Source organism: Flavobacterium sp. GW821-FHT12A05 (assembly GCF_058807735.1).
The window spans coordinates 157,447-177,672 of record NZ_JBXAQY010000004.1 but is presented as its reverse complement, the minus strand read 5'-3'; the positions used below and the strand labels follow the sequence as shown (position 1 = coordinate 177,672).

At 34.4% G+C, this 20,226-nt stretch carries 16 protein-coding genes; 14 read left to right on the top strand and 2 right to left on the bottom strand.

The annotated features are described in order from the left end of the window. Window positions 1–79 precede the first annotated feature (79 nt). The 6 genes from hisB (at window position 80) to AC1RRQ_RS10430 (ending at window position 4,950) form a co-directional block, all read left to right on the top strand. Complete coding sequence (gene hisB / locus AC1RRQ_RS10455; RefSeq protein ID WP_493022967.1) at window positions 80–1,216, top strand: bifunctional histidinol-phosphatase/imidazoleglycerol-phosphate dehydratase HisB; 1,137 nt, start codon at window positions 80–82, stop codon at window positions 1,214–1,216. A gap of 68 nt (window positions 1,217–1,284) precedes the next feature. Next, window positions 1,285–1,866 carry an imidazole glycerol phosphate synthase subunit HisH gene (hisH, locus tag AC1RRQ_RS10450; RefSeq protein WP_493022966.1) on the top strand — a complete coding sequence of 194 codons (582 nt, stop codon included), beginning with the start codon at window positions 1,285–1,287 and terminating at the stop codon, window positions 1,864–1,866. Window positions 1,867–1,971: 105 nt separating this feature from the next. Further along, the gene (gene hisA / locus AC1RRQ_RS10445; RefSeq protein WP_493022965.1) at window positions 1,972–2,697 is read left to right on the top strand and encodes a 1-(5-phosphoribosyl)-5-[(5-phosphoribosylamino)methylideneamino]imidazole-4-carboxamide isomerase; all 726 of its coding nucleotides are present in this window, start codon (window positions 1,972–1,974) and stop codon (window positions 2,695–2,697) included. Window positions 2,698–2,766: 69 nt separating this feature from the next. Next, window positions 2,767–3,522, top strand: a complete 756-nt coding sequence (gene hisF, locus AC1RRQ_RS10440) for an imidazole glycerol phosphate synthase subunit HisF (protein ID WP_493022964.1) — start codon at window positions 2,767–2,769, stop codon at window positions 3,520–3,522. 90 nt (window positions 3,523–3,612) lie between these two features. Next, window positions 3,613–4,209 carry a bifunctional phosphoribosyl-AMP cyclohydrolase/phosphoribosyl-ATP diphosphatase HisIE gene (gene hisIE, locus AC1RRQ_RS10435; protein ID WP_493022963.1) on the top strand — a complete coding sequence of 199 codons (597 nt, stop codon included), beginning with the start codon at window positions 3,613–3,615 and terminating at the stop codon, window positions 4,207–4,209. 132 nt (window positions 4,210–4,341) lie between these two features. Further along, the gene (locus AC1RRQ_RS10430; RefSeq protein ID WP_493022962.1) at window positions 4,342–4,950 is read left to right on the top strand and encodes a hypothetical protein; all 609 of its coding nucleotides are present in this window, start codon (window positions 4,342–4,344) and stop codon (window positions 4,948–4,950) included. A 19-nt stretch (window positions 4,951–4,969) separates the two neighbouring features. On the opposite strand, the gene AC1RRQ_RS10425 is transcribed toward AC1RRQ_RS10430, so the two are convergent. After that, complete coding sequence (locus AC1RRQ_RS10425; protein WP_493022961.1) at window positions 4,970–5,668, bottom strand: carbohydrate-binding family 9-like protein; 699 nt, start codon at window positions 5,666–5,668, stop codon at window positions 4,970–4,972. Between the two features lie 213 nt (window positions 5,669–5,881). Here AC1RRQ_RS10425 and AC1RRQ_RS10420 point away from each other — a divergent pair, with 213 nt between their 5' ends. Further along, window positions 5,882–7,537, top strand: a complete 1,656-nt coding sequence (locus AC1RRQ_RS10420) for a M1 family metallopeptidase (protein ID WP_493022960.1) — start codon at window positions 5,882–5,884, stop codon at window positions 7,535–7,537. Between the two features lie 225 nt (window positions 7,538–7,762). Here AC1RRQ_RS10420 and AC1RRQ_RS10415 read toward each other — a convergent pair whose 3' ends face one another. Beyond that, window positions 7,763–9,307: a hypothetical protein gene (locus tag AC1RRQ_RS10415; RefSeq protein WP_493022959.1), complete on the bottom strand. Its 1,545-nt coding sequence runs from the start codon at window positions 9,305–9,307 to the stop codon at window positions 7,763–7,765. 155 nt (window positions 9,308–9,462) lie between these two features. On the opposite strand from AC1RRQ_RS10415, the gene AC1RRQ_RS10410 reads away from it, so the two are divergent. The 7 genes from AC1RRQ_RS10410 to acs all read left to right on the top strand — a co-directional run bounded on the left by AC1RRQ_RS10410 (window position 9,463) and on the right by acs (window position 20,111). After that, window positions 9,463–10,638, top strand: a complete 1,176-nt coding sequence (locus AC1RRQ_RS10410; protein ID WP_493022958.1) for a 2-isopropylmalate synthase — start codon at window positions 9,463–9,465, stop codon at window positions 10,636–10,638. Window positions 10,639–10,734: 96 nt separating this feature from the next. Further along, entirely contained in the window at window positions 10,735–11,853 is a 1,119-nt protein-coding gene (leuB, locus tag AC1RRQ_RS10405; protein WP_493022957.1) for a 3-isopropylmalate dehydrogenase, read from the top strand. A 268-nt stretch (window positions 11,854–12,121) separates the two neighbouring features. Then, window positions 12,122–13,795 carry a dihydroxy-acid dehydratase gene (gene ilvD / locus AC1RRQ_RS10400; RefSeq protein ID WP_012024922.1) on the top strand — a complete coding sequence of 558 codons (1,674 nt, stop codon included), beginning with the start codon at window positions 12,122–12,124 and terminating at the stop codon, window positions 13,793–13,795. Window positions 13,796–13,857: 62 nt separating this feature from the next. Then, window positions 13,858–15,555 carry a biosynthetic-type acetolactate synthase large subunit gene (ilvB, locus tag AC1RRQ_RS10395; protein WP_493022956.1) on the top strand — a complete coding sequence of 566 codons (1,698 nt, stop codon included), beginning with the start codon at window positions 13,858–13,860 and terminating at the stop codon, window positions 15,553–15,555. 63 nt (window positions 15,556–15,618) lie between these two features. After that, window positions 15,619–16,140 carry an acetolactate synthase small subunit gene (ilvN, locus tag AC1RRQ_RS10390; protein WP_493022955.1) on the top strand — a complete coding sequence of 174 codons (522 nt, stop codon included), beginning with the start codon at window positions 15,619–15,621 and terminating at the stop codon, window positions 16,138–16,140. Between the two features lie 86 nt (window positions 16,141–16,226). After that, the gene (gene ilvC / locus AC1RRQ_RS10385) at window positions 16,227–17,696 is read left to right on the top strand and encodes a ketol-acid reductoisomerase (protein ID WP_493022954.1); all 1,470 of its coding nucleotides are present in this window, start codon (window positions 16,227–16,229) and stop codon (window positions 17,694–17,696) included. A gap of 504 nt (window positions 17,697–18,200) precedes the next feature. After that, window positions 18,201–20,111 (top strand): acetate--CoA ligase, encoded by a 1,911-nt coding sequence (acs, locus tag AC1RRQ_RS10380; RefSeq protein ID WP_493022953.1) that lies wholly within the window; start codon window positions 18,201–18,203, stop codon window positions 20,109–20,111. Window positions 20,112–20,226: the final 115 nt, after the last annotated feature.

Below are 20,226 nucleotides of genomic sequence, written 5' to 3'. Positions count from 1 at the left end.
TGCAATTCGTGGCAAAGAATAAACACAAACAAAAAATCATTTTTAATCTGTGCAATCTGTGGCAGAAAAAATAAAATATATGAAAAAAGTACTTTTTATCGATCGTGACGGAACGATTGTTTTAGAACCTGAAAATTATCAATTAGACAGCTTAGATAAACTCGAGTTTTATCCGAAAGCTTTTCAATATCTGGCGAAAATTGCCAATGAACTAGATTACGAATTGGCAATGGTTACGAATCAGGACGGATTGGGAACGGATAGCTTTCCGGAAAATACGTTTTGGCCAACGCAGAATTTCATTTTAAAAGCCTTTGAAAATGAGGGTGTTTTGTTTGATGAGATTTTCATAGACAGAACTTTTCCGGAAGAAAATGCACCGACACGTAAACCAAGAACGGGATTATTGACTAAATATTTAAATAATCCAGAATATGATTTAGCTAATTCTTTTGTTTTAGGAGATCGTTTAACGGATGTGGAACTGGCTAAAAATCTGGGAGCAAAAGCGATTTTCATTAATGATAATGACGGAATTGGAAGCAGCGAAATCTCATCAAAACGTGAAGAGTTAGACGAAACCATTATTCTTCAAACAATGAGTTGGAAGACTATTTATGAGTTTTTGAAACTGGAAGCGCGTTCGGCTTCGATTACTCGTAAAACCAATGAAACTGATATTTATATCAATTTAAACTTAGACGGAACCGGAAAGAGTAAAATTGAAACCGGAATTGCTTTTTTTGATCACATGTTAGATCAAATTTCGCGTCACGGACAAATGGATTTGGAAATTCTGGTAAAAGGCGATCTAGAAGTCGATGAACATCATACGATCGAAGATACTGCAATTGCTTTGGGAGAAGTTTTTGCAAAAGCACTCGGAAATAAATTAGGAATCGAGCGTTATGGTTTTTGTCTGCCAATGGACGATTGTTTAGCGCAGGTTGCGATTGATTTTGGAGGTAGAAACTGGCTGGTTTGGGAAACTGAATTTAAACGCGAAATGGTAGGTAAAATGCCGACAGAAATGTTTTATCATTTCTTTAAATCCTTTTCTGACGGTGCAAAAGCCAATTTAAACATCAAAGCAGAAGGCATCAATGAACATCATAAAATCGAAGCCATTTTTAAAGCTTTCGCAAAAGCCATAAAAGTAGCCGTAAAAAGAGATACCGAGAAAATGATTTTGCCTTCGACGAAAGGAATGTTGTAAACGCAATAAGCTATAGGCAATAGGCAATAAGCCTAAAGCGTACGGCTTAAAGCTTAAAGCTTTTTTTAATGAAAATAGTAATTATAAATTACGGAGCAGGAAATATTCAGAGCATTATGTTTGCTATTGAAAGATTGGGCTTTAAGGCCGTTTTGAGTAATAATCCAGCCGAAATTCTCGCAGCAGATAAAGTTATTTTTCCTGGTGTGGGCGAGGCAAGTTCGGCTATGTTTAAGCTTCGCGAAAGCGGATTAGACAGTTTGATTCCGAATTTGAAACAGCCTGTTCTGGGTATTTGCCTTGGAATGCAGTTGATGTGCAATTCATCTGAAGAGGGAAATACAAAAGGTTTGGGAATTTTTGATGTTGATGTCGTAAAATTTTCAAATCAGGTAAAAGTACCGCAAATGGGCTGGAATCAGATTTACGATTTAAAATCGGATTTGTTTAAAGGAATTTCAGAAAATGAATTCATGTATTTGGTACATAGTTTTTACGCTCCAAAATGCGCTGAAAGTATTGCTGTAACGAATTATGAATTGGAATATGCATCGGCTTTGCAGAAAGATAATTTTTACGGAACCCAGTTTCATCCGGAAAAAAGCGGTGTTGTTGGAGAAAAGATTTTAGATAATTTCTTAAAAATGTAAATTTTTTAAATTCCAATCTCTTAAAATCCAAATTCCAATTTTTAAAATCAATATCAATTTTAGAGAATCTAAAGTCTGAACTCTAAAATCTAAAATATCAAAAACATGAGAATAATACCAGCCATAGATATCATTGAAGGGAAATGTGTTCGTTTATCCAAAGGCGATTATGATACTAAAATAATTTACAATGAAAATCCGCTTGAAGTGGCAAAATCCTTTGAAGCACACGGAATTGAATACCTGCATTTAGTCGACTTAGATGGTGCAAAATCAAGTAAAATTGTCAATTATAAAATTTTGGAACAAATTGCGACGCAAACCGGTTTAAAAATTGATTTTGGCGGAGGCTTAAAATCAGATGACGATTTGCGAATTGCTTTCGAAAGTGGTGCAAACCAAATAACCGGTGGCAGCATTGCGGTAAAAAACAGGATGATTTTCGAAAAATGGATTTCAGAATACGGTTCAGATAAAATTATTCTGGGCGCTGACGCCAAAGATGAAAAAGTTTCTATTTCAGGTTGGTTAGAAGATTCAAATGAAGATTTGATTCCGTTTATTCAGGATTACCAAACCAAAGGAATTCAATATGTTATTTGTACCGATATTGCAAAAGACGGAATGCTGGAAGGTCCAAGTTTTGACCTTTACGGTAAAATTCTAGCCGAAGCAAATGGCGTAAAACTAATTGCTTCCGGCGGAATTTCAACTTTTGATGAACTTCCTAAATTAGCGGAATTAGGCTGTGAAGGAACGATTATAGGAAAAGCAATTTACGAAGGGAGAATTACTTTAAAACAGTTAGAAAATTATATAATTGGTTTATAGTTTTTTGTTAATGGTTTGTAGTTAGAAGAAGAACCAAAAACAATGAACAACCAACAATAAACATTAAAAATGTTAGCAAAAAGAATCATACCTTGTTTGGATATAAAAAACGGAAGAACCGTAAAAGGGGTTAATTTCGTTGATTTAAGGGATGCAGGAGATCCTGTGGAACTGGCAGAAATATACTCGGCGGAAGGAGCAGACGAATTGGTTTTTCTGGATATTTCGGCAACCGAAGAACGTCGTAAAACGTTGGTCAATATGGTGCGAAGTGTAGCGGAGAAAATAAACATTCCGTTTACGGTTGGCGGCGGGATTTCATCTGTAGAAGATGTAGAAATTCTGCTTAATAACGGAGCCGATAAAGTTTCAATTAATTCATCGGCAGTAAAAAATCCTCAGTTAATCAATGATTTGGCACAGAAATTCGGAAGCCAGTGTGTTGTCGTTGCTATTGATGCCAAACAAATTGACGGACAATGGATTGTACATTTGGTTGGAGGAAAAGTTCCAACAGAATTAAATTTATTCGATTGGGCGGTTGAAGTGGCAGAACGCGGTGCCGGAGAAATATTATTTACTTCGATGGATAATGACGGAACTAAAAATGGCTTTGCAAACGAAGCTTTGGCTAAATTGTCTACGCTGATTAATATTCCGATAATTGCTTCGGGAGGTGCTGGAAATATGCAGCATTTTTTAGATTCTTTTACAAAAGGAAAAGCTGATGCGGCTTTGGCAGCCAGCGTTTTTCACTTTAAAGAAATCGAAATTAAGGCTTTGAAAGAAGAATTGAGAAAGAATGATATTGAAGTTAGGCTTTAAAAGAAGTAAGAAACAAGAACAAAGAGATTAAGTCTATAATAATAAGATTTCAGAGAATCAAAATCTAAAATCTAAAATCTAAAATCTAAAATGGAAATCGATATAAAAAGCGCACACGGATTGATTCCGGCGATAATTCAGGATTCAGAAACAAAAAATGTTTTAATGCTGGGTTATATGAACGAAGAATCGCTTCAAAAAACAATAGAAACTCAAAAAGTAACTTTCTTCAGCCGATCCAAACAAAGACTTTGGACGAAAGGCGAGGAGAGTGGTAACTTTTTGAACTTGGTAAGTATTAAAAACGACTGCGACGGCGATACGCTTTTAATTCAGGCAAAACCTGTTGGTCCAACATGCCACACCGGAGCCGATACTTGCTGGCAGGAAGAAAACAAAGAAAATTACGGTTTTATTTCTCAGTTAGAAAACACCATCAAAACCCGTAGAGAAAATGCCGATTCTGAAAAGAGTTACGTAGCTTCTTTGTTTGAGAAGGGAATCAATAAAATTGCCCAAAAAGTAGGCGAGGAAGCTGTAGAAGTGGTTATTGAAGCCAAAGATGATAACGACGATTTATTCCTCAGCGAAAGCGCCGATTTACTTTTTCACTACCTGATTCTATTACAGGCAAAAGGTTTTGAGTTAAACGATGTTGTTGATGTTTTGAAGAAACGTCAGAAGTAGCATTAAAGATTGTTTTGATATAATGCTGTCAGACTGAGCGAAGTTGGAGTCTAGTCTGCTGAATCACTTTGCGGGACTTTGACTTCGCTCAGTCTGACAAAAAAGTATTACTTTAGCTAAAAGCATAAGTCTATGAAACTATTTGCGTGTCTGTTTTTATTTTTGCTTCCAACTTTAAACTATGGATTCAAAAAACATGAATTGCCCTATTCAATTGTTATCGCAAAAGCAGATTTAATTGTTGACGGAACCATTTCTAAAGTTTCAAAAAATGAATATGAATTTACTATAAGTCAGTTTGTAAAAGGAAAATCGAGCTCAAAGATTAAGGTTTCAATTTGGAAAGAATGGTTATGCGACCCAAGGATTAAAGAATTAAAAGCTGGTCAGAGACTAATTTTGTTTTTAGAAAAAACAGCTAATGGTAATTTTGCTCCAATTAATGACAGTACTGGAGAAATATACATTGATAATAATGCTTTTATAAATATATTTCTTCCTAAAGAATTTTCTAATCCTACAGTTTTAAAAAAGGGAATATCAATGTTTATTGAAACCTTTAAGATTTACGGGGATTTAAATGATAGGTTTTTGCAGAATGTTTATTTTGTGTCTAATAAATCTGTTTTTGAAATTTATAGAATGGCGGAGAATAATCAGGCTTTTAAGTTTTTAGTTGATAACAGAATTGGAGATTTTATAGTAAACGAAGTGCCAGCGATATTTCAAATAAACAATTAACCAGATAAACGATTAAACGCTACTCCACAAACTCCAAAACAGCAAATTCCTTTGGCTGATGAAATCCAAAATTTTTGCTTTTATAAGCTTGTAAAGCAAGGTATTCGGTTGTGTTACCGTAATCGATTCTAAAAGTGTTTGCTTTCCATTTTGTGCCTATTTTTGGTTTAGAAAAATTGCCATTTTCGATCTTTTCCAAACTTGAAAAAGGGATTTTTATTTCGGTAGAAAAACCATCGGCTGTTATTTTGCTTACCGTTTCTAATCCGATAATGTCAAAATTTAATGCGGTTTTCCAACCTCCGCAATCGGGTGAAATGCATTTTATCAGCATATCATAATTGCTGGAGAATGCGTTAACTCCAATTTCAAGATAGTTTTTTCCGTCGCCATCCGGATCAATAAAAATTTCTACTAAATCATCGGTATTAAAAATTGGCGAATCCTTTTTCTGATTAGATCCCACTATTTTAGAATCGACAACTTTGTAAGCTATATATAAGTTTTCGTCATTCCACGAAAGTGAAACCATTGTATTTTGAGTAGCTTTTCCGCCTGAATTATGAACCACAAAGGGACCTAAAAAAGGTGTTTTCCAATCGGATAAATCACCGTCTATCATAGGTTTCTCTGTAATTTTATGAACCGGAATTGTCTGTGAATTCCCAATAGAGGTATATAATAAAAGAGCTAAAAGTAAGGACTGATATAATTTCATATAAAAGAAAAATATTTTGGAATGCTAAAATAGGTAACAATACTGGATTCTGACTTGCATTTTGATTTAAAAAGAATTTATTGTTTCAAATTTGACTGCAGTTTGTCTTGTTTTATAATTGAGAATTCATAAAAATTTTAGAAAACTTAATTTGAATGTTTACATTTGTTGTAGACAAGCTGGTTCATACCTTATTTTACAAATTTCTAAATAATGAAAAAATACTTCGGCGGCGTTTTTATCGCCTTTTTAGTTGGTTTTACTGCCAATGCGCAGGGGCTTCTTAGTAAGTCAGAAACCGTTTTTACGCATCAGGATACTTTACGCGGGAGCGTTACAAAAGAAAGAGCCTGGTGGGATTTAAAATACTATCATCTGGATATAAAAGTGAATCCTAAAGAAAAAACGATTTCTGGTTCTAATACGGTTCGTTATACTGTTTTATCTGAAAGCAAAAGAATGCAGATTGATTTGCAGCAGCCTATGCAGATTACGAAAGTAACGCAAAACGGAAAGGAATTAAAATTTGAAAGAGACGGAAATGCTTTCTTCATTACTTTAATTGAAAATCAAAAAATTGGTGATACAAAAGAAATCGTAGTTTCGTTTGGAGGAAAACCAAGAGAAGCGGTTAATGCTCCGTGGGATGGCGGTATCAGCTGGAAAAAAGATAAAAACGGAAAAGATTTTATTGCTTCTTCTTGTCAGGGATTAGGTGCCAGCGTTTGGTGGCCAAACAAAGACCACATGTATGACGAGGTCGAAAATATGCTGATAAGCGTGAATGTTCCGGGAGATTTAACGGATGTTTCTAACGGACGTTTAAAAAGCGTTAAAAAAGAAAAAGACGGAACGAAAACCTTTAATTGGTATGTTTCGAACCCAATTAATAATTATGGTGTAAACATTAATATTGGCGATTATGTTAATTTCTCTGAGAAATTTAAAGGAGAAAAAGGCGATTTAGATTGCAACTATTATGTTTTAAGAGATAATTTAGCTTTAGCAAAAGAACATTTTAAAGATGCTCCAAAAATGCTGAAAGCTTTCGAGAACTGGTTTGGACCTTATCCGTTTTACGAAGACAGTTACAAACTGGTAGAAGTTCCGTATTTAGGAATGGAACACCAAAGTTCTGTAACCTACGGAAACCAATACAAACAAGGGTATTTAGGGCGTGATTTAAGTGGAACAGGCTGGGGATTAAAATTTGATTTTATCATCATTCACGAATCGGGCCACGAATGGTTCGCTAACAATATTACCTATAAAGATATTGCTGATATGTGGGTTCACGAAAGTTTTACCAACTATTCTGAAAGTCTTTTTATTGAGTATTATTACGGAAAAGATGCAGCGGCAGAATATGTTATTGGATGTAGAAAAAACATTAAAAATGATACGCCGATTATTGGTCATTATGATGTAAATAACGAAGGATCAGGTGATATGTACCCGAAAGGAGCAAACATGCTTCATATGATGCGTCAGATTATTAACGACGATGCAAAATGGAAATCGATCCTTAGAGGTATGAATAAAACGTTTTATCATCAAACGGTTACGGGTAAACAAATTCAGGATTATATGAATGAGCAGTCAGGAATTAATTTTAACCGAGTTTATGCCCAATATTTAAGCACAACACAAATTCCTATTTTTGAATATATGTTTAAAAATGGTACTTTTGGGTATCATTGGACAAATTGTGTTGCTAAATTTGATATGCCGGTTAGGGTAAAATTAAACGGCGTTGAAACATGGCTCAAACCAACTACAGAATGGCAATCGGTTAAAACAATAAATGAAGACAGAAAACTGGAAGTAGATAAAGATTTCTATGTAACGACTTCTAATATTATAGAATAAAGGTTTTTAAAATTCCAAAAATTTAAAATCCCAAATTCCATCCCGATAGCTATTGGGAGGAATTTGGGATTTTTTATGTTTACAAACCCCAGAGGTTTTTAAAACCTGCCGGGTTTGATACATAGTAATTTTGCATGTAAACCTTTGTCAAAGTTTAAAACTTTGACAAAGGTTGTTTCGTAAGCTATTTGGAATTTGGATTTTTTTTATTGGGATTTTAAAAAATTATCGGTTATTCAATTTCGCCTTTTCCTTAATAATATCCGCAATTTTTCGGTTTTCGATTTTGCTTTCCAGCCACGAGATAATATCCAGATATAAAAAGGCTCTTTTCTCGTAGGTATTCTTTTCTAACTCGACAAAACGAGCGTGCATCTTTTTAAATTCTTTCTTAATATCGGCTGGATAAAAGTTATTTAAGTTTCTTAAGAATTTGATAATTTCTTTTTGAACTTCGTGTAAGTCGTTCATTTTCAAAAGAAACTTATAAGTGTTTTTCAGATGATTTTCTAAATAATAATCTTTTCCTAGCTCATAATGCGCAATAAGAGATAGAAGCCTTGCAAAGCACATTAAATCCTCACGCATGCTTAAGTTCTTGTTGTTGATTATTTTATCCAGATAAAGAATACATTCGTTATACTTTTCATTTCCAAAATAAATAGAAGCAATCTTATAAAAAAACAACATTTCGTGATGTTCATCAAGATGTTCGCTGTGTATTTTTAATTTATCTAAAATTTCGGGAATTAAATATTCACTTTCGGGAAAAGTACCTTCCAGTATATGCAGGTTTAATTTATTGTTATAAACGTATAGAAAGGATAGTGATGCAATATTATCGTTTACCGGAAATTTTTCATCCTGAATCGTTTCTTCTAAAAGCGAAAGGTATCTTTTAAAATTAGAGGTATACTTTAGCATATACAATGATTCCAGAAAATAATGGTTTCCTTTTAAAAAGAAAACAGGATTCTGGTAAATCATATTGGGATTATCATAAAATAAGGTAACCCATTTATAGGCAAATTTATAACTCGCTAAAAAATCCTGAACAAGGAAACTACGCCATAAGTTGGCATTGTAAAACCAATATTTCTCACGAAAACCAAATTTACTTTCGTCTAGTTTTGCAATATGCTTATTAAAATAATCGTCTATATATTTATATTCTTCGTCGTTTTTTACGTAACCTGTTTTCAGCATGATTCCGTAAAGCTGCAGCGATAAATTCGATAATTTGCTTGAAATGGTATTTCGATAATTTAGTTCTTTGGCCTGAATAACCAGTTCATCGGCGCGTCCTTGAATACTTCGGGTAATATATTGCGATTCGATTAGTTTTTCGAACTCAACAATTTCATACGCCATATATTTTTCATCATTTTCAAGCGCAATCATTTTTGTTTTATCCAGAATCTTTAAACTCTGTTTGTACAAACCTTTATTATATAGTATACCGGCAAAATCTATTTGTTCGCGCAATTGGTATCGGATATTCTGACTCGGAATATTCAAGCGAATACTAACCAGAATTTGTTTGTATAAGTATGATTTTAAGTTAGATAGCTGTATTTTTTTTATAATACCGCTCTTCAGAATAAGCTTTTCATCATAGGTTTCAGATTTATCTAAAATATTAAATAACTCGATGAATTTAGTATTCGAACTCGTCTCTAATCGGCTTGCGAAAATTTTAAACTGCCTTTTTTCAGATTTTGAAAGTGATTTAATCAGAACAAATAAGAAATCTTTTTGATGGTTAGCCATTGTAAAAAATAATAATATAACTTATTGGTTATTAAACATTTAACTCGTTATAAATTGTGTTATGAACAGTATAATTTCATTAAAATGAATTTCGTACTGAAGAAGTACAATATATATTTGTTATCAAGATGTGAAATTACATTAAATAAATGAATATGAATAGAGAGAAAGTTCAAATTTTTGACACCACACTACGCGACGGTGAACAAGTTCCAGGATGTAAGTTAGATACTAAACAAAAATTAGTTATCGCAGAACGACTAGACAAAATGGGAGTTGATATTATCGAAGCTGGTTTTCCTGTGTCAAGTCCAGGCGATTTTTTATCGGTCTCTGAGATTTGTAAAATTGTAGAAAATGCAACGGTCTGCGGACTTACAAGAGCCGTAAAAAACGACATTGATGTTGCTGCAGCAGCTTTAAAGCACGCTAAGAAACCTAGAATCCATACTGGAATCGGAACCTCACAATCTCATATACTCCATAAATTACAAACAACTCCGGAAGATATTATTGCAAGAGCAAAATTTGCTGTAGCACATGCAAAATCGTATGTAGAGGATGTTGAGTTCTATGCAGAAGATGCTGGTAGAACAGACAATGCTTTCTTGGCAAAAGTTTGTGAAGAAGTAATTAAATCTGGTGCAACGGTATTAAATATTCCTGATACAACAGGATATTGTCTTCCTGAAGAATACGGAGCAAAAATTAAATATTTAAAAGAAAACGTAAAAGGAATCGAAAACGTAATCCTTTCATGTCACTGTCATAACGATTTAGGAATGGCAACTGCAAACTCAATTGCAGGAGCAATAAATGGTGCAAGACAAATAGAATGTACTATTAACGGTATTGGAGAAAGAGCAGGAAACACAGCACTTGAAGAAGTGGTAATGATTTTCAAACAACATCCATACTTAAATCTTGATACCAACATTAATACAAGAGAATTGAACGAAATGAGCCGTTTGGTTTCTGAAAGTATGGGAATGATTGTGCAGCCAAACAAAGCAATTGTTGGAGCAAATGCATTTGCACACAGTTCTGGAATTCACCAAGACGGTGTAATTAAAAACAGAGCAACTTACGAAATCATGGATCCGCTTGATGTGGGTGTAAACGAATCTTCTATCATTTTAACAGCAAGAAGCGGAAGAGCTGCATTAGCTTACCGTGCTAAAAAAGTAGGTTACGAATTAACAAAAGTACAATTAGATATTGTATATGTTGAGTTTTTGAAATTCGCAGATATTAAGAAAGAAGTCGTTGATGCTGATATTCATCAAATCATTGAAGCTTCTAAAATTGAAGGGGAATTAATCAGAAGCTAGTTAAATAGACTATAGAAGAAAGAGAATAGATAATAGAACAAAGAGAATAGAAACTAGAGATAAATCAAGATTTAAATACATAAAGAACGAGACGTTATGAATTTGAAAATAGCTGTATTACCAGGAGACGGAATTGGACCGGAAGTAATTTCCCAAGCCAAAAAGGCATTATATGCAATAGGTGAGGTGTATAATCATGAATTTGTTTTTGAAGAAGCACTCATGGGTGCGATTGCTATTGACAAAACAGGAAGCCCACTCCCGGAGCAGACTTTAAATCTTTGTTTGAATACTGATGCTGTTTTATTTGGAGCAATTGGAGATCCCAAATACGATAATAACCCAAATGCAAAAGTTCGTCCGGAGCAGGGATTATTGAAACTTCGCAAAGAACTGGGTTTGTTTGCAAACATTCGTCCAATTAAACCTTATAAATCATTAGTTGAAGCTTCTCCTTTAAAGAGAGAAATTATTGAAGGAGCAGATTTTACTATTTTCAGAGAACTAACTGGCGGTGCTTATTTTGGAGCAAAAACATTAAATGAAGAAGGAACACATGCTTCGGATTTATGTGAATATTCAGAAGAAGAAATCACCAGAATTGCACATTTGGCTTTTAAATCGGCACAAAACCGACGCAAAAAGCTGACTATGGTTGACAAAGCAAATGTTTTGGAAACTTCAAGATTGTGGAGAAGAGTGGTTCAAAAAGTAGGCGAAAGCTATCCGGATGTGATCTTAGACTTTTTATTTGTAGACAACGCGGCAATGCAGTTGATTTTAAACCCAAAACAATTTGATGTGATTTTGACAGAAAATTTATTTGGAGATATATTATCAGATGAAGCCAGCGTAATTACAGGTTCAATTGGTTTATTGGCATCGGCATCTTTAGGAGAAAAAAATGCGCTTTTCGAGCCAATTCATGGATCTTATCCTCAGGCAAAAGGAAAAAATATTGCCAATCCAATTGCTTCTATTTTATCAGCAGCGATGTTGTTAGAGCATTTCGGATTGTTTACAGAAGCAAATGTGATTTACAAAGCAGTTGAAAAAGCAATTGAATATAAAGTAGTTACGGTTGATTTAAAACCAGATTCAAAATTTGGCACAAATGAAGTAGGGGAGTTTGTTTCTAATTTCATTTTTAGCAAAGATGACCTATTATATTTCAATAATGACAATGTTTACATTGGTCAGTCGACAATAGTTTAGATTTTTTATTAAAATGATGAATTAAATAACAAGAAGTATTGAAAATGTTGAGATTTTATTTTTTTAGTTCTTAAAGTTTTTATACTTTTGTCACACTAAAAAAATAAAAGATGCAAATCTCAATTATTATTACTTCTGTCGTTGTTGTCAATGTGATTCACACATCTGCATCGGGAATGGTATAAATATAATTGAAAAACTATATTACAAACCTTCCAAATACTGGAAGGTTTTTTTTTGAATAAAAATTAAAAAAAATAATACAATAATGGAATTAAATAAGTACAGCAAAACCATCACTCAAGATCAAACACAACCTGCGGCGCAAGCGATGTTGTACGGTATTGGTTTAACTGAAGAAGATTTGAAAAAAGCACAGGTGGGTATTGTGAGCATGGGTTACGATGGTAACACTTGCAACATGCACTTAAATGATTTAGCAAAAGATGTTAAAAAAGGTGTTTGGGATGCTGGTCTGGTCGGACTTATTTTTAATACCATTGGCGTAAGTGACGGAATTTCTAACGGTACCGAAGGAATGCGTTATTCATTAGTTTCTCGTGATGTAATTGCAGATTCTATCGAAACTGTAGCTGGCGCACAATGGTACGATAGTATTATTGCAATTCCTGGCTGCGATAAAAATATGCCTGGAGCATTAATCGCAATGGGAAGATTAAACCGTCCTTCAATGATGGTTTACGGAGGTTCTATTCACTCAGGAAAATGGAAAGGAGAATCTTTAAACATCGTTTCTGCTTTTGAAGCTTTAGGAAAAAAAGTAAAAGGCGAAATTACTCCGGAAGATTTTAAAGGAGTTATTCAAAATGCATGTCCTGGAGCTGGTGCCTGCGGAGGTATGTATACGGCAAACACTATGTCTTCTGCAATTGAAGCATTAGGTATGAGTATGCCTTACAGTTCGTCTAATCCTGCTTTGAGTCAGGAAAAAAGAGACGAATGTATTGCTGCCGGAGAAGCTATTAAAGTTTTATTAGAAAAAGATATTAAGCCAAGAGATATTATGACTCGTAAAGCTTTCGAAAACGCTATTACAATTGTAGCAGTTTTAGGAGGTTCTACAAACGCAGTTATGCATTTAATTGCAATGGCACACTCTGTTGGTATTACCATTACTCTTGATGATTTTCAAGCTATTAACGATAGAACTCCTGTTCTTGCTGATATGAAACCAAGCGGAAAATACATGATGGAAGATATTCACGAAGTGGGAGGTATTCCTGGTGTAATGAAATATTTATTGAAAGTGGGACTTATTCACGGAGATTGTTTAACCGTAACAGGAAAAACAGTTGCTGAAAACTTAGCTTCGACACCGGATTTACAAGACGGACAAGAAGTAATTCATGAAATTCAAAAAGCATTAAAACCAACAGGAAATATTCAGGTTTTATACGGAAACCTTGCTTCTGAAGGTGCTGTAGCAAAAATCAGCGGAAAAGAAGGAGAATATTTCGAAGGACCTGCTGTAGTTTTTGAAGGGGAATTTGAAGTAATTCCTGGTCTGCAAGCCGGAAAAATTAAACCAGGTAATGTCGTCGTCATTAGAGGTTGTGGACCAAAAGGTGGTCCGGGAATGCCTGAAATGCTAAAACCGACATCTGCTATTATTGGTGCAGGATTAGGAAGCAGCTGTGCACTTATTACAGACGGCAGATTCTCCGGAGGTTCACACGGATTCGTGGTAGGACACGTAACACCAGAGGCTTATGACGGAGGTGGTATTGCACTAGTAAAAGATGGAGATTTAATTGCTATCGATGCGGTGAAAAATACAATCGACCTGAAAATATCTGACGAAGAATTTGCAGCTCGTAAAGCGGCTTGGGTTCAACCAGCGCTAAAAGTTGACAGAGGGGTTTTACTTAAATATGCAAGATCGGTTTCCAGTGCTTCAACAGGTTGTGTTACCGATAATTAATCGACAAAAAAAATGAATTTTGAGAATAAAATTTTCTGAATTCTAAACAATAAAATTACCAAATGGGAACAATTAGAATATCAGGCGCCGAAGCCGTTATTAGATGCTTATTAGAAGAAGGAGTAGACTTAATTTATGGTTATCCGGGAGGAGCAATCATGCCTGTTTACGACGAATTATATAAATTTCAGGATCAGCTGCATCATGTTTTAGTACGCCACGAACAAGGCGCGACACATGCTGCACAAGGATATGCAAGAGCAACAGGAAAAGTTGGTGTGGCTATCGCAACTTCTGGACCGGGAGCAACAAACCTCGTTACCGGAATTGCTGATGCTCAAATCGACTCAACTCCAATGGTTTGTATTACAGGCCAAGTAGGAAGACATTTATTAGGATCTGATGCCTTTCAGGAAACCGATATTATCGGAATTTCAACTCCTGTTACGAAATGGAATTTTCAGGTTACTGAGGCTTCTCAAATTCCTGAAATTATAGCAAAAGCATTTTATATCGCTCGTTCTGGACGTCCAGGCCCTGTATTAATTGATATTACTAAAAACGCTCAGTTTGATGAGTTCGATTTTAGTTACGAAAAATGTACCGGAATTAGAAGTTATGTTCCGGTTCCAAAATTAAAACTAGACAAAGTTGCCGAAGCTGCAGCTTTAATTAATAGTGCTAAAAAACCTTTTATTGTTTTTGGTCAGGGAATCATTTTAGGTCAGGCTGAAGCCGAATTTAAAGCTTTACTTGAAAAATCAGGAATTCCGGCTGCATGGACTATTTTAGGACTTTCGGCTTTACCAACAGATCATCCGTTAAATGTTGGGATGTTAGGAATGCACGGAAATTATGCGCCAAATTTACTAACAAACGAATGCGATGTTTTAATTGCTTTCGGAATGCGTTTTGATGATCGTGTTACAGGTAAATTAAGCACTTATGCGAAACAGGCAAAAGTGATTCACTTTGAAATTGATCCTGCCGAAGTTGATAAAAATGTTAAAACTGAAATCGCTGTTTTAGGTGATGTAAAAGAGTCTCTGGCAGCTTTATTACCATTAATTGAGGCAAAATCGCACGATTCATGGCTTAATGAATTTAGAGAACTTCATAAAATAGAAATAGAATCTGTTATTAATGAAGAACTTAATCCAAGTAATGGCAAAGGAATTTCTATGGGTGAAACCATCGAAATGATCAATAAACACTCAAATGGAGATGCTATTATAGTTTCAGATGTTGGGCAGCATCAAATGTTTGCTTGTCGTTATGCCAAATTTAATTCAACCAAAAGTAATATTACTTCCGGCGGATTAGGTACAATGGGATTTGCACTTCCGGCTGCAATTGGAGCCAAAATGGGAAAACCAGAACGCGAAGTTGTCGCTATTATTGGTGATGGCGGATTCCAAATGACGATTCAGGAATTGGGTACTATTTTCCAGACTCAGGTTCCGGTAAAAATTGTAATTCTAAACAATGAGTTTTTAGGAATGGTACGTCAATGGCAGGAATTATTTTTTGACAATCGATATGCATCTACCAAAATGATTAATCCAAATTTCACCGCAATTGCCGAAGGATATCATATTAAATCTAAAAAAGTGACACAACGCGAAGATTTAGATGCAGCTGTTGCTGAAATGCTGGCTTCAAAAGATTCTTATTTCTTAGAGGTCATGGTAGAAAAGGAAAATAATGTTTTCCCAATGATTCCAACAGGAGCTTGTGTTTCAGAAATTAGATTAAGCTAAAAAAAGTTTCATGTTTCAATCCCGATAGCTATCGGGACTGAAACAAATAAAACTAAAAACAACATGGAAGATAAAACATTTACCATATCGGTATACTCAGAAAATAACGTGGGTTTGTTAAATAGAATATCCGGGATATTCTTAAAGCGTCACATTAATATATTAAGTTTAAACGTTTCAGAATCAGAAATTGAGAATGTTTCAAGATTTATCATTGTAGTAAACACTACTGAGAAATGGGTTCAGAATATCGTGGGACAAATTGAAAAACAAATTGAAGTTATAAAAGCATTTTATCATACAGATGAAGAAACAATTTTTCTTGAAAATGCACTTTTTAAAATTGCTTCAAATTTGTTATTTGATGAGAAACAAATTCAAAATATCATCAAAGACAGCCAGTCTACGATTGTAACGGTTTCAAGAGATTTCTTTGTGATTTCAAAATCAGGAAGACGTTCTGAAATTGAAGAATTATACCAAAAGTTCAAACCATACGGAATTATGCAGTTTGTACGCTCTGGAAGAATTTCGGTTTCTAAACAAAAAATGGAGATTTCCTCTTTATTAGAATCATTATCATAATACAATTAAAAGCGATTTTTAGAATCGTAATTATTTATAATATAATCAATTATTAAATTTCATTTCATTAAATATTTTAAAACAAAATGGCAAATTATTTCAACACACTACCACTTAGATTACAATTAGAGCAACTAGGAGTTTGCGAATTTATGGAGCAATCAGAATTTGCAGACGGAATTTCAGCATTAGCAGGAAAAAAAGTTGTTATTGTTGGATGTGGTGCACAAGGTTTGAATCAAGGTTTAAACATGAGAGATTCAGGTTTAGACATTTCTTATGCATTGCGTGCAGATGCAATTGCAGAAAAGAGAGCTTCATATAAAAATGCAACTGAAAATGGGTTTAAAGTAGGTACTTATGAAGAATTAATTCCAACTGCTGATTTAGTTTGTAATCTTACTCCAGACAAACAACATACTGCTGTAGTTACTGCTATTATGCCATTAATGAAACAAGGATCGACTTTAGCTTATTCTCACGGTTTTAATATTGTTGAAGAAGGAATGCAGATTCGTAAAGATATTACTGTAATTATGTGTGCTCCTAAATGTCCTGGTTCTGAGGTTCGTGAAGAGTACAAAAGAGGTTTTGGTGTACCAACACTTATCGCAGTTCACCCAGAAAACGATCCAAACGGTTTTGGTTTAGATCAGGCAAAAGCTTATGCTGTAGCAACTGGAGGACACAAAGCAGGAGTTTTAAAATCATCTTTCGTAGCTGAAGTAAAATCAGATTTAATGGGTGAGCAGACGATTCTTTGTGGATTGCTTCAAACTGGATCTATTTTATGTTTTGATAAAATGGTTGAAAAAGGAATTGATCCTGCATACGCTTCAAAATTAATTCAATACGGATGGGAAACTATCACGGAGGCTTTGAAACATGGAGGTATCACAAACATGATGGACCGTTTATCAAACCCTGCAAAAATTGAAGCTTACGAATTAGCTGAAGAATTAAAAGACATTATGCGTCCTTTATTCCAAAAACACCAAGACGATATCATTTCTGGAGAATTCTCAAGAACGATGATGATTGACTGGGCTAATGACGATGTGAACTTATTGAAATGGAGAGCTGCAACAGGAGAAACTAACTTCGAAAAAACAGCACCGCAAGAAGCTCCAATCTCAGAGCAGGAATATTTTGACAATGGAGTTTTAATGATTGCAATGGTAAAGGCGGGTGTTGAGCTGGCTTTTGAAACAATGACTGAAGCTGGAATTATCGAAGAATCAGCTTATTATGAGTCTTTACACGAATTGCCATTAATTGCAAACACTATTGCAAGAAAGAAATTATTCGAAATGAACCGTGTAATTTCTGATACAGCAGAATATGGTTGTTATTTATTCGACCACGCTTGTAAACCATTATTGACTGAATTTATGAAAACTGTTGATACTAATATCATCGGAAAACCGTTTTCTACTTCAAATGGTGTAGATAATGCTGTACTTATTGCAGTAAACAAAGAAATTCGTCAGCATCCTATCGAAGAAGTAGGAGCTTGGTTAAGAGAGTCTATGACGGCAATGAAAAAAATTGGATAATAAATTTGGGAATTTCCACGCATTCCAATGAAGTGGAATTTGCTCTGTATCAATGTTTTGAATTAATATTTTGAATTAGTAAGCACTTATTAAAAAAATAGATATAGATGCATATTGCATTCACTTAACTTCGTGAGGTTAGCAGGTTAAGTGAGGCTGATCCCTAAATAAGGGGTGTACTTTTTAGTTTAAAAAAGTATACTTGTTAAAATTTCTGTTTTAATTAATAAAGATGCTGCTATTTTCAAAATAGATAAGTATTGTAATGCAGAATTACAAAATTAATTGTTATTGAAATTTGTTAAATAAAAAGGTGTGATAATTTGTTTGTCATGCCTTTTTTGTGATTTACCTTTTTCTTTAAAACAGGTTTTTTTAGAATAACTTTAAAAAAAACGTATATTTTATTTATTATATGTTTTTTTTTGACAAAATTTATGAATTAAATAATTTTAAGAATAGAAGCAGATTTAATACATTTATAAAAAAAAATTCCACAAAACTATGAGTTATTATAAAATTGAAAATTTAGAACAATATTTTAAACATTACAATAAGTCAATAAGAGAGCCGAGAAAATTTTGGGGAAAAATTGCCGAAGAAAATTTTACTTGGTATCAACAGTGGGAGAAAGTTGTTGATTTTAATATGGCCGATGCTGAAGTAAAATGGTTTACTGATGCAAAAGTTAACATTACCAAAAATTGTATCGACAGACACTTAAGCAAAAGAGGAGATAAAACGGCTATTATTTTTGAACCGAATGATCCTTCTGAAAGTGCATTACATATAACTTACAACGAATTATACGAAAGAGTTTCTAAAATGGCGAATGTGCTGCGTGAGCAGGGAGTTCGCAAAGGAGACCGTGTTTGTATTTATTTACCAATGATTCCGGAATTGGCAGTTGCTGTACTAGCTTGTGCCAGAATTGGAGCCATTCACTCTGTAATTTTTGCCGGATTTTCTGCTTCTGCAGTTTCTGCAAGAATTAACGACTGCGAATGTAAAATGGTGATTACATCTGATGGTGGTTACAGAGGAAACAAAACAATCGATTTAAAAGGAATCGTTGACGAAGCTTTAGATACCTGCCCGTCTGTAACAAAAGTTTTAGTTGTAAAAAGAACAAAAACAGAAGTTGCAATGAAAGAAGGACGTGACATTTGGTTACAGCCTTTATTAGATGCAGCTCTAGATAACAGCGTTGCTGAAATCATGGACGCCGAAGATCCTTTGTTTATTTTATATACTTCAGGATCAACAGGAAAACCAAAAGGAATGGTACATACAACAGCTGGATACATGGTTTATACAGCGTATACATTCAAAAATGTTTTCAGCCACGAAGAAAACGATATTTTCTGGTGTACTGCTGATATTGGATGGATTACAGGACACTCTTATATTCTATACGGACCATTATTAAATGGCGGTACAACTGTAATTTTTGAAGGAGTTCCTTCTTATCCGGATTTCAGTCGTTTTTGGGATATCATCGAAAAACATAAAATTACACAATTCTATACTGCGCCAACTGCAATACGTTCATTAGCAAAAGAAAGTTTAGATTATATTCAAAAATATCCTCTAAAATCTCTAAAAGTGATTGGATCTGTTGGAGAACCAATCAACGAAGAAGCTTGGCACTGGTTTAATGACCACGTAGGAGATAAAAGATGTCCGGTGGTTGATACTTGGTGGCAGACAGAAACGGGAGGAATCATGATTTCGCCTATTGCTTTTGTTACACCTACAAAACCAACTTATGCAACTTTACCATTACCGGGAATTCAGCCTGTTTTAATGGATGAAAAACGCAATGAGATTGAAGGAAACCAAGTTGTGGGCAGTTTATGTATTAAATTTCCATGGCCTGGAATCGCCAGAACTATCTGGGGAGACCACGATCGTTATAAAGAAACGTATTTCTCTGCTTTCCCTGGAAAATACTTTACAGGTGACGGTGCATTGAGAGATGAAGTTGGATATTACAGAATTACAGGTAGAGTAGATGATGTTGTAATTGTTTCTGGACACAATCTAGGAACTGCGCCTATCGAAGATGCAATCAACGAACATCCGGCAGTAGCTGAATCTGCAATTGTTGGATTCCCTCATGATATTAAAGGAAATGCTTTATACGGTTATGTAATCTTAAAAGAAACTGGAGAAGTTAGAGATAGAACGAACTTAAGTAAAGAGATCAATCAATATATCGCAGACCATATTGGGCCAATCGCAAAATTAGATAAAATTCAATTCGTTTCTGGTTTACCAAAAACACGTTCTGGAAAAATTATGCGTAGAATTTTACGTAAAATTGCCGAAGGAGACTTCTCTAATTTTGGAGATACATCAACTTTATTGAATCCGGAAATCGTAGAAGAGATTATGAAAGAAAGAATTTCATAATTGAAGATAAATAGAAATAAAAAATGCCTCTTAAATTATTAAGAGGCATTTTTTTATGGTTTGTTTTGTAAAGATTTCTATTGTCAGGCTGAGCGAAGTCGAAGCTTCACAAAGT

Bases quoted from the DNA above. Each gene is read 5' to 3' on its own strand.
- ilvN (WP_493022955.1), top strand. From the start codon at position 15,619: ATGGAAGATAAAACATTTACCATATCGGTATACTCAGAAAATAACGTG.
- acs (WP_493022953.1), top strand. From the start codon at position 18,201: ATGAGTTATTATAAAATTGAAAATTTAGAACAATATTTTAAACATTAC.
- AC1RRQ_RS10425 (WP_493022961.1), bottom strand. From the start codon at position 5,668: ATGAAATTATATCAGTCCTTACTTTTAGCTCTTTTATTATATACCTCT.
- AC1RRQ_RS10415 (WP_493022959.1), bottom strand. From the start codon at position 9,307: ATGGCTAACCATCAAAAAGATTTCTTATTTGTTCTGATTAAATCACTT.
- ilvC (WP_493022954.1), top strand. From the start codon at position 16,227: ATGGCAAATTATTTCAACACACTACCACTTAGATTACAATTAGAGCAA.
- hisF (WP_493022964.1), top strand. From the start codon at position 2,767: ATGTTAGCAAAAAGAATCATACCTTGTTTGGATATAAAAAACGGAAGA.
- AC1RRQ_RS10420 (WP_493022960.1), top strand. From the start codon at position 5,882: ATGAAAAAATACTTCGGCGGCGTTTTTATCGCCTTTTTAGTTGGTTTT.
- hisA (WP_493022965.1), top strand. From the start codon at position 1,972: ATGAGAATAATACCAGCCATAGATATCATTGAAGGGAAATGTGTTCGT.
- ilvD (WP_012024922.1), top strand. From the start codon at position 12,122: ATGGAATTAAATAAGTACAGCAAAACCATCACTCAAGATCAAACACAA.
- hisIE (WP_493022963.1), top strand. From the start codon at position 3,613: ATGGAAATCGATATAAAAAGCGCACACGGATTGATTCCGGCGATAATT.
- hisB (WP_493022967.1), top strand. From the start codon at position 80: ATGAAAAAAGTACTTTTTATCGATCGTGACGGAACGATTGTTTTAGAA.
- hisH (WP_493022966.1), top strand. From the start codon at position 1,285: ATGAAAATAGTAATTATAAATTACGGAGCAGGAAATATTCAGAGCATT.
- ilvB (WP_493022956.1), top strand. From the start codon at position 13,858: ATGGGAACAATTAGAATATCAGGCGCCGAAGCCGTTATTAGATGCTTA.
- AC1RRQ_RS10410 (WP_493022958.1), top strand. From the start codon at position 9,463: ATGAATAGAGAGAAAGTTCAAATTTTTGACACCACACTACGCGACGGT.
- leuB (WP_493022957.1), top strand. From the start codon at position 10,735: ATGAATTTGAAAATAGCTGTATTACCAGGAGACGGAATTGGACCGGAA.
- AC1RRQ_RS10430 (WP_493022962.1), top strand. From the start codon at position 4,342: ATGAAACTATTTGCGTGTCTGTTTTTATTTTTGCTTCCAACTTTAAAC.